At 68.4% G+C, this 8,515-nt stretch carries 10 protein-coding genes; 6 read left to right on the top strand and 4 right to left on the bottom strand.

Going from position 1 to position 8,515, the window contains the following annotated elements; all coding sequences use genetic code 11:
• Positions 1 to 699: 699 nt before the first annotated feature.
• Positions 700 to 1,329, bottom strand: coding sequence for a response regulator transcription factor (locus IRZ30_RS13295; protein WP_294085881.1), 630 nt, complete (start codon positions 1,327 to 1,329; stop codon positions 700 to 702).
• A gap of 115 nt (positions 1,330 to 1,444) precedes the next feature.
• On the opposite strand from IRZ30_RS13295, the gene IRZ30_RS13300 reads away from it, so the two are divergent.
• From IRZ30_RS13300 to IRZ30_RS13310, 3 genes are all read left to right on the top strand, one after another.
• Positions 1,445 to 1,924, top strand: coding sequence for a hypothetical protein (locus tag IRZ30_RS13300; protein ID WP_294085883.1), 480 nt, complete (start codon positions 1,445 to 1,447; stop codon positions 1,922 to 1,924).
• A gap of 143 nt (positions 1,925 to 2,067) precedes the next feature.
• Positions 2,068 to 2,436: a helix-turn-helix domain-containing protein gene (locus IRZ30_RS13305; protein ID WP_294085885.1), complete on the top strand. Its 369-nt coding sequence runs from the start codon at positions 2,068 to 2,070 to the stop codon at positions 2,434 to 2,436.
• A gap of 121 nt (positions 2,437 to 2,557) precedes the next feature.
• Positions 2,558 to 2,854 (top strand): type II toxin-antitoxin system VapC family toxin, encoded by a 297-nt coding sequence (locus IRZ30_RS13310; protein WP_366945350.1) that lies wholly within the window; start codon positions 2,558 to 2,560, stop codon positions 2,852 to 2,854.
• On the opposite strand, the gene IRZ30_RS13315 is transcribed toward IRZ30_RS13310, so the two are convergent.
• The 3 genes from IRZ30_RS13315 to IRZ30_RS13325 form a co-directional block, all read right to left on the bottom strand.
• Positions 2,833 to 4,695, bottom strand: a complete 1,863-nt coding sequence (locus IRZ30_RS13315; RefSeq protein WP_294085888.1) for a glycoside hydrolase family 15 protein — start codon at positions 4,693 to 4,695, stop codon at positions 2,833 to 2,835. The genes IRZ30_RS13310 and IRZ30_RS13315 overlap by 22 nt on opposite strands.
• A gap of 168 nt (positions 4,696 to 4,863) precedes the next feature.
• Positions 4,864 to 5,292: a type II toxin-antitoxin system VapC family toxin gene (locus IRZ30_RS13320; RefSeq protein WP_294085890.1), complete on the bottom strand. Its 429-nt coding sequence runs from the start codon at positions 5,290 to 5,292 to the stop codon at positions 4,864 to 4,866.
• On the bottom strand, positions 5,289 to 5,537 hold the full coding sequence (locus tag IRZ30_RS13325) for a ribbon-helix-helix protein, CopG family (protein WP_294085893.1): 249 nt from the start codon (positions 5,535 to 5,537) through the stop codon (positions 5,289 to 5,291). Before IRZ30_RS13325 ends, IRZ30_RS13320 begins: the two co-directional genes overlap by 4 nt.
• A 139-nt stretch (positions 5,538 to 5,676) precedes the next feature.
• On the opposite strand from IRZ30_RS13325, the gene IRZ30_RS13330 reads away from it, so the two are divergent.
• The 3 genes from IRZ30_RS13330 to IRZ30_RS13340 form a co-directional block, all read left to right on the top strand.
• The gene (locus tag IRZ30_RS13330; RefSeq protein ID WP_294085895.1) at positions 5,677 to 6,678 is read left to right on the top strand and encodes a thiamine pyrophosphate-dependent dehydrogenase E1 component subunit alpha; all 1,002 of its coding nucleotides are present in this window, start codon (positions 5,677 to 5,679) and stop codon (positions 6,676 to 6,678) included.
• 114 nt (positions 6,679 to 6,792) lie between these two features.
• On the top strand, positions 6,793 to 7,821 hold the full coding sequence (locus tag IRZ30_RS13335) for an alpha-ketoacid dehydrogenase subunit beta (protein ID WP_294085898.1): 1,029 nt from the start codon (positions 6,793 to 6,795) through the stop codon (positions 7,819 to 7,821).
• A partial coding sequence (locus IRZ30_RS13340) for an alpha/beta fold hydrolase (protein WP_294085900.1) occupies positions 7,818 to 8,515 on the top strand: 698 nt, incomplete at its 3' end. The genes IRZ30_RS13335 and IRZ30_RS13340, both read left to right, overlap by 4 nt.

Consider the following 8,515-nt stretch of genomic DNA (forward strand, 5'->3'; position numbering starts at 1 on the left):
GTGGAAGGATCGTCGCGCGGTGGCCTGTGCCCGGGGGTGGTGCGAAGGTTCCCGCGCCGCGGCCTGTGCCCGGGGCTAAAGCCGCCGGGCTGACAAGCAAAGCCGGCTGAAGCCGGCTGGAGGAATCGGGCTCAGCTTCCGGCATTCGGTTACGGCCATCCGGCCGGTGCCCGGGGCTCAAGCCCCGGGCTGATATTTTGGTAAGCCCACTGAAGGGGCTGGGGATGGGACGTCCCACAGGCTGCCGGATCGGATACGCCTGCATGTAGCCATCGCAGCCCCTTTGGTGGGCTTCACCTTCTCAGCCCGGTGGCTTGAGCCCCGGGCACCTACCGGGCGACGGGGTCCATCATGCCGAGGCGCCAGCCTTGCGTCGCCCCAGCGGGCTTCAGCCGGCTTTGCTTGTCAGCCCGGCGGCTTTAGCCCCGGGCACATACCGAGCGGCGGACACCTAAATCAGCCGGCTGCGTACACTCATATCATTCGTCAAACTCCATAACCCCCCGGACACGGGCCGTCCGGCGGACCCCCATGTCTTTCGTCAAACGCCATGAGCGGGCTGTTGTTATCTGTCCGGGGTTCACCTCCGGGCACGTGTTGACCGCGTGAACCCAAACTATGCGTCAATCTCAGTAGCTGCGGTCAAGTGCGGGGACGTACGGCCGATCCTCCGCGGGTGCTCGGTTCACACCGCATCCCTCACAGCACGATCAACCCGGCCCGGGCGGCGCGGGCCAGGGCCTCGGCGCGGCTTGAGGCGCCGAGCTTGTCGAGGATCGAGCCGACGTGGAACTTGACCGTGTGCTCGCTGATCCCGAGTTGGAGCGCGATCGACTTGTTGGGCAAGCCCTGTGCGATGAGTTGGAGGATCTCGCGCTCCCGCGGCGTGAGTGGCTCCCCGGTGTCGGGGGCCGTCTGTGGCGGGGAGTTGGTCGTCAGGAAGGGCACCGCGCGCGGGTCCAACACCGTGAGACCCTGCCCGGCGGCCCGCAGCGCCGCCACGATCTCGTCCGGGTCGGCATCACGGAGGAGCAGTCCGGCGACCCCGGCGCGCAGTGCCTCGGGTGCGAGATCAGGTGTGTCGACCAGGAGGAGGACCGGCGGCGCTCCGCTCTCCCCGGCCAGCCGTGCCAGGTCGTCCAGCCACTCCTCCACGTCGTCGCCGGGTGCCAGCAGGATCACGTCCGGTGCGGCCGGCTCCATCTCGGCCACCGCGGCGGCTACGTCCTCCACCGTCGCCGCCACGGCAATGTCGGGTGTTTCGTCCAGGAGTGCCGCCAGCCCGGCACGGATCGTTGGATACGCTGCAGCGACGAGGACGCGAAGCATGGCCAGCCAATCTCTGGGCCGGACCGGAGTCAGGCACCGACCGGAACGCGGGTCTCTTCGTACGAATTATAGGGGCGCGCCACCACGGCACGCCGAGCGGACGGGAGGCGGGGCAATGAACCTCCGTGCGGTGATGCTCTGGGGCTTCGCCGGGACCACGGTGCTGACGACCATCCTGCGTGGTGCCGCGGCCATCGGGCGAACGCGGGTCGATCTCCCGCTCATCCTCGGGCTCATGATCACTCCGAACCGTGACCGCGCCAAGATCTATGGCTTCCTGATCCACCTGGTGAACGGCTGGCTCTTCGCGCTCGTCTACGCCTCGACCTTCGAGTACTTCCGGCGCGCCACCTGGTGGCTCGGCACGGCGATCGGGGCGGTACACGCGCTCTTCGTGCTCATCGTCGGCCTCCCCGCCCTGCCGGGGCTCCATCCCCGCATGGCGAGCGACGCACGCGGACCCGAACCGACACTGGAGCTGGAGCCACCCGGCTTCCTGGCCAGCAACTACGGCCACCAGACCGCCATCGTCACCTTCCTCGCCCACCTCGTCTTCGGCGCTATCCTCGGCACCTTCTACCGGCCGAGGGAGTAGGGAGGCATCGTCACCGGGAAGCGCCGCAGAAGGCGGAGCCTTCGACATGCCGCGTGACATCGGGCATAATGGGCGTGTACGGATGGTGAGAAGACGAGGGCCATCATCTCCGCGGTATCGCACGTACAACCCGGGAGCGCCTCATGGTGCACAGAGCGCGGCACGATTACATCAGCGTCTCGGAGGCGGCCGACTATCTGGCGGTCAGTGCCGCGGTCGTGCGCCGGTGGGTCAAGGCAGGGCGGCTCCGTGCCCATCGGGTAGCGCGTCTTGGAATTCGTCTGCGCCGGGCGGAGGTCGTCGCCTTTGCGCAGCACCTGCGTGCGACAGGGGATATGGGGTTGCACACAGAGCCGGCGGACGGCGCTGGTATCTGGGCAGGATACGATCCCGAAGCGGTCCGCGCGGCCCTGCAGCGGAGCGCCGGGACGCTTGTGGGCGTGAATCCTGAGACGCTCATCCGCGATATCCACGAGGCTCGGACGCAGGGCGAGTCCGAGAGTCCCCGCTGATCGATGGCCTACCTCATTGACAGCGACTGGGTCATCGACCATTTCACCGGCATCCCCGACGCCAGCCAGCTCCTGCTTCGTCTGGCACCGGCGGGGATCGCCATCAGCATCATTCACCTACATGGAGGTCTACCAAGGTGTGCTCATGAGCACCGATCAGCCCGCTGCCGAGTTGCGGTTTCGCGAACTCGTCGCGACCCTGCCGCTGCTACCTCTCTCTCCAGCAGTCGCGCGTCGTTGTGCAGCGGTCCGGGCGGACCTGCGCAGGCGCGGCCGGCGGGTCGGCGGTCGGGCGCTCGACCTCATCATTGCGGCAACGGCCTTGGAGTTCAACCTGACACTCGTTACCCGCAATCTGCGCGACTACCGGGACATCCCCGGTCTTTCCCTCTTCCACTATTCCACGACCCGGGAGTAGGCCCCGCGCCGGGGATGCTGCTCGACCTCGTGGAGGGTCAGTGCGGCGTTGATCAGGCCGATGTGGCTGAAGGCCTGGGGGAAGTTGCCGAGCTGCTCCCCGCTCACCGGGTCAATCTCCTCGGCCAGTAGCCCGAGCGGGTTGGCTCGGGCGAGGAGGCGCTGAAAGCGCTCGTGGGCCTCATCGAGTCGCCCGGTGCGTGCCAGGGCTTCCACCAGCCAGAACGAGCAGATGAGGAAGGCTCCCTCCTCGCCGGGCAGGCCGTCCACTCCCAGGTAGCGATGGACGAGATCGTCGTGCGAGAGGCCCCGCTCGATCGCTCGGACTGCCTGGGCCACGCGCGGATCGCTCTGGTCGAGGAAGTCCACCATTGGGATGACCAGGAGCGCCGCGTCCAGGTCCCCGCCGCCCAAGGTGCGGGTGAAGGCGCCGAGGTCGGCATCGTACCCGTGGCGGAGCACCCACGCCTGGATCTCATCGGCCGTGCGCGCGAGGTGAGCCACGGAGATCGGCAGCGGTACGTGTTGCGCAATCTCCAGCGCCGCCTGCAAGCCGACCCAGGCCATCACCTTGGAGTGGATGTGTTGGGCGCGGCCCGAGCGAACCTCCCAGATACCGTCGTCCGGCTCCCGCCAGCGGCGCGCGATGACCTCGGCCAGCCCCGCGATGAGGCGCCGCCCGTCGCGATCGAAGGTGCCGCCGACCCGCTGGTAGATCCGGAGGGCATCGATCACCTCGCCGTACACGTCGAGCTGGAACTGCTCGGCCGCCGCGTTGCCGACCCGAACCGGCCGCGAGCCACGATAGCCCTCCAGGTAGTCCAGCGTACGCTCCGGGACATCGGCCTCGCCGTAGAGGGTGTAGAGGACCTGCAGCTCCGGGTGCGTCAGCCGGGTGACGTGGAGCAGCCACTCGGCGAACGCGTGGGCTTCCTTCTGGTAATCGAGGCTCAGCATCGCGCGGATGGTGAAGGCCGCATCCCGCAGCCAGCAGTAGCGGTAGTCCCAGTTGCGCACGCCCCCGATCTGCTCCGGGAGCGAGGTCGTCGGCGCGGCGATGATCGCGCCGGAGGGGGCGTACGTGAGGAGCTTCAGGACGAGCGCGCTGCGGCGCACCGCTTCCTGGTACGGCCCGGGGTAGCTGCACTGCTGGATCCACGCCTCCCAAAACCCAACCGTTAATCGCTGCATCAAGTCGAGACTGCCGAGCGTCGGCAACTCGGCCGGCGACTCACTGGAGTACGAGAGCACGAGGTCCACTCGCTGGCCCGGCATGAGGTCGAAGGTCGCCGCGAGCGTGCCGGGGTCGATGCGCAGCGGGACGCTCGAGGTGACGTGCAGCGCCTGGTCGCGCCACTCGATGACGTAGCGGTCCGCGCGCGTCTGCCGCACCCGCGGGGTCAGGCGACCGTAGTCCGGTCTCGGCCGCACGACCATCTGCATCGGCACGTGGCCCGAGATCCCCTCCACCCGGCGCACGATCGCGCGGAAGGGGATCGGGTAGCGGCGCTTCTGCTCCTCCGTCAGCGCCGGCATGAAGTCCACCACCCGCGCTTCCCCGGCATCGGTGGCGAAGGTGGTCACCAGCACGTTCGTTTCGCCCAGGTACGCCTGCCGGCCCTGGAAGGGACCGCACGGCTGGATCACGCACGACCCGCCGAGGCGCGTGTCGAGCAGCCGGGCGAAGATCGGGTCGCCGTCGAAGCGCGGCAGGCACCACCAGTCGATCGCGCCGGTGTTCGCCACCAGCGCGATGCTGCGCCCGTCGCCGATCACGCCGTAGTCGGCCAGGGGAAGGTATCCTGCCGGCGTCGGGGGAACCCTATCCGGCTCACTCGGCACGCTGCACCCTCGTCTCCTCGGTGCGCCTGGACGTCACCGCCACCACGCGAAAGCTGTTCCATCGTCCAACTCGTCGGATTCGCCGCGAGCACACACGTGGCGGACGCGAACCGTCCACGGAGGGTACGTGTGAGGCGCGGGAGCGGTTTATCGCAGCGACGGTACGCGCTACTGCTCGATGAGGTGAGCCAATGCGGGACTCGCCGGATCGATCCACTGGAGGTGAGGCACTCCGGCGAAGGCCCGATCCGCCGAGACCAACGCCGACGCGCCCCGGTTCAACGCCACCGCTGCCAGCACTGCGTCGAACGCACCGAGGGCCGGAACACGCTCGTAGAGAGCGAGGCCGAGCTCCAGGTCATCCGGCAACGTGGTGAGGAGGGGAAGCGCCACGGCGTAGTAGCGAGCGAGCATGACCGCGTCGGAACGGGATCGCCGCCGGGCACGAACGTGGGCAAACTCCTGAATCACCTCGATTGTGGTCGTCGCCGCGACCCGGCCGTCACCGTGCGCGGCGAGTAACCGGCGGCAAGGCTCGCGCAGCGGGTGATCGCTACCCACCGCGTACGTGAGCACCGTCGTATCGAGGACGATCATCGCTCATCGCTGTCGCGCGCGGTATCCAACTCCCGGCGCAGGTCCGCCGGATCGTCGGGGACCGGCATCGGCTCGGCCGCCAGGATCGCCTCGATCGCCGCGCGCCGAGCCTCGCTGTCCGTCGGCAATCGATCGATCGCCTCGCGGATCACGGCCCCAATCGAGATGCCGCGGCGCCGCGCCTCCCGCGCCACCTTCTCATAGCGTTCGTCGTCGAGCAGAACCTGAACTCGGTGGTCCAACATACACATATGCTAGCACATGTGTGAGTGGGGCGGCCAAGGATTGCCAATTCCCGCTACCTCTTGCGAGATCTTGACCCAGTGTCTAAGATGGTACGCACCAACCAAACCAAATGATCGGTTCCCGGGGAAGGAGGCTCCCATGACCACCTCGGCACCCCCACCCACTATCATCGGTGAGTTGGGCAAGCAGGAGTTACTCCACGCCTACCGTGTCATGCGCACCATCCGCGAGTTCGAGGAGCGCCTGCACATCGAGTTCGCGACCGGCGAGATCCCTGGGTTCGTGCACCTCTACGCGGGTGAGGAGGCGATCGCCGCCGGGATCTGCGCCAACCTCCGCCCGGATGACTGGGTGGGCAGTACCCACCGCGGCCACGGCCACGCCATCGCCAAGGGCTGCGATGTCAAGGCGATGATGAAGGAGATCTACGGGAAGCGCGACGGGCTGTGCAAGGGCAAGGGCGGCTCGATGCACATCGCCGACTTCGACCAGGGCATGCTCGGCGCCAACGGCATCGTCGGCGGCGCGCCCCCGCTCATCTGCGGCGTCGGCCTGATGGCCCGCATCCGCGGGACCGATCAAGTCGGTGTCGCGTTCGTCGGTGACGGCGGATCGAACCAGGGCACCTTCCTGGAGAGCCTGAACCTGGCGGCCGTCTGGAACCTCCCGGTCCTCTTCGTCGTCGAGAACAACGGCTACGCCGAGTCCACCTCGAACCGGTACCACCAGAAGGGCATCGACGTTGCCAAGCGCGCCGACGGCTTCGGCCTGCCCGGTGTGATCGTCGACGGTCACGACTTCTTTGCCGTCTACGAGGCAGCGCGCGAGGCGGTCCGCCGTGCCCGCAGCGGCGGTGGCCCGACCCTGCTGGAGTGCAAGGTCAACCGCTACTACGGGCACTTTGAGGGCGACCAGCAGACCTACCGCGCGCCGAACGAGGTCGAGAACATCCGCCAGACGCGCGACTGCCTGATGCGCTTCGCCCAGCGCGTCACGTCCGCCGGGGTCATCGACCAGGCTGAGCTGGACGAGATCGACCGCGATGTCCGGGCGCTGATCGACGACGCGGTGCGCGAGGCCAAGGCCGCGCCCGACCCGGATGTGTCGGACCTTGTGACCGACGTCTACGTCGCCTACTAGCCGCGACGGGCGCCATCGCCCCGGCCGCGGCGGGTGTCGCCCCGCCCGGCGCCGGTGTGGTGGCGGCGCGGGAGGGTGGATGCCCCTCTCCTACCAGCAGACGGAGGTGCAGAAATGGCTCGACGGCTCACCTTCCAGCAGGCGATCAACGAGGCGCTCGCTCAGGAGATGCGGCGTGACCCGACCGTCGTCCTGCTGGGCGAGGATATCTCCGGCGGCGCCGGGTCCAACGGCCAGCAGGGCGACTCCTGGGGCGGCCCGCTCGGCGTCACCAAGGGACTCTGGACCCAGTTTAACGACCGCGTCCTCGACACCCCGATCAGCGAATCGGCCTTCATCGGCGCCGCGATCGGCGGGGCCATCAGCGGCATCCGCCCGGTGGCGGAGTTGATGTTCGTCGACTTCATGGGTGTCTGCTTCGACCAGATCTTCAACCAGGCCGCCAAGTTCCGCTACATGTTCGGCGGCAAGGCCAAGACGCCGGTCGTGATTCGGACCATGTACGGCGCCGGCATCCGCGCGGCGGCCCAGCACTCCCAGGCCCTCTACCCGATCTTCACCCACATCCCGGGGCTGAAGGTCGTCGTCCCCTCCAACCCGTACGACGCCAAGGGCCTGCTGATCCAGGCGATCCGCGACGACGACCCGGTGATCTTCTTTGAGCACAAGGTGCTCTACACCATGGAGGGGGATGTCCCCGAGGAGTCCTACACCATCCCCTTCGGGGAAGCCGCCTATGTGCGCGAGGGGAACGACGTGACCATCGTCGCGCTCGGCCGGATGGTCAGCATGGCCCAGCAGGCCGCCGAGACGCTGGCTGCGGAAGGCATCGAGTGTGAGATCGTCGATCCGCGCACGACCTCGCCGCTCGACACGGAGACGATCTACGAGAGCGTCGAGAAGACCGGCCGGCTCGTAGTCGTCGATGAGGCCTACCCGCGCTGCGGCTTCGCCAGCGATGTCGCGGCCCTGGTGGCCCAGGACTGCTTCTCGGCGCTGACGGCTCCGATCCGCATGGTCACCGCACCGCACGCACCGGTCCCCTTCAGCCCGACGCTGGAGGATGCCTTTGTCCCGAGCCCGGACCGCATCGCCGCGGCGGTGCGCGAGGTCGTCGGCAAGGGGGCGGAGGTTCCGGCATGACCACGGAGACCCAGGTCATCAAGCTGACGATGCCCAAGTGGGGGCTGTCGATGACCGAGGGGCGCCTCGTGAGCTGGCTGGTGGACGAAGGAAGCACCATCCGGCCGGGAGACGAGGTGGCCGAGGTCGAAACCGAGAAGATCAACGGTGTGGTCGAGGCGCCGGCCGGGGGCATCCTGCGCCGGCGCGTCGCGGAGCCCGGCCAGGTGATCCCGGTCGGCGGCATGCTCGGCATCATCGCCGACGAGTCGACCCCGGACGAGGCTATCCAGGAGCTGATCGCCGAATTCGAGGCCACGTTCGTCCCGCCGGCCGAGGCGGGCGATACCGGGCCGGTGCCCGAGCAGGTGACCGTCGGCGATCGCAGCATCCGCTACCTGAAGCACGGCGAGGACGGTCCGGCCGTCATCCTGATCCACGGCTTCGGCGGCGACCTGAACACCTGGCTCTTCAACCAGGAGGCGCTGGCCGGGGGGCGCACGGTCTACGCCCTCGACCTGCCGGGGCACGGCGGATCGAGCAAGGACGTGGGTGACGGATCGCTCGACGTGCTGGCGGGCACCGTCGCCGGGTTCATGGACGCGCTCGGCATCGAGCGCGCCCACCTGGTCGGCCACTCGATGGGCGGGGCGCCGGCCCAGGCCGCCGCCCCCCCCCCCCCCCGGCCCCTAACCCACCACAACCAAAAAACCCA

Origin of the sequence: Sphaerobacter sp., from assembly GCF_019683595.1 — a bacterium.
Lineage (GTDB): Bacteria > Chloroflexota > Chloroflexia > Thermomicrobiales > Thermomicrobiaceae > Sphaerobacter.

Excerpts from the sequence above, each read along its gene's own strand:
- IRZ30_RS13330 (WP_294085895.1), top strand. The coding sequence starts at position 5,677 with ATGACCACCTCGGCACCCCCACCCACTATCATCGGTGAGTTGGGCAAG.
- IRZ30_RS13300 (WP_294085883.1), top strand. The coding sequence starts at position 1,445 with ATGAACCTCCGTGCGGTGATGCTCTGGGGCTTCGCCGGGACCACGGTG.
- IRZ30_RS13310 (WP_366945350.1), top strand. The coding sequence starts at position 2,558 with ATGGAGGTCTACCAAGGTGTGCTCATGAGCACCGATCAGCCCGCTGCC.
- IRZ30_RS13305 (WP_294085885.1), top strand. The coding sequence starts at position 2,068 with ATGGTGCACAGAGCGCGGCACGATTACATCAGCGTCTCGGAGGCGGCC.
- IRZ30_RS13295 (WP_294085881.1), bottom strand. The coding sequence starts at position 1,329 with ATGCTTCGCGTCCTCGTCGCTGCAGCGTATCCAACGATCCGTGCCGGG.
- IRZ30_RS13335 (WP_294085898.1), top strand. The coding sequence starts at position 6,793 with ATGGCTCGACGGCTCACCTTCCAGCAGGCGATCAACGAGGCGCTCGCT.
- IRZ30_RS13320 (WP_294085890.1), bottom strand. The coding sequence starts at position 5,292 with ATGATCGTCCTCGATACGACGGTGCTCACGTACGCGGTGGGTAGCGAT.
- IRZ30_RS13325 (WP_294085893.1), bottom strand. The coding sequence starts at position 5,537 with ATGTTGGACCACCGAGTTCAGGTTCTGCTCGACGACGAACGCTATGAG.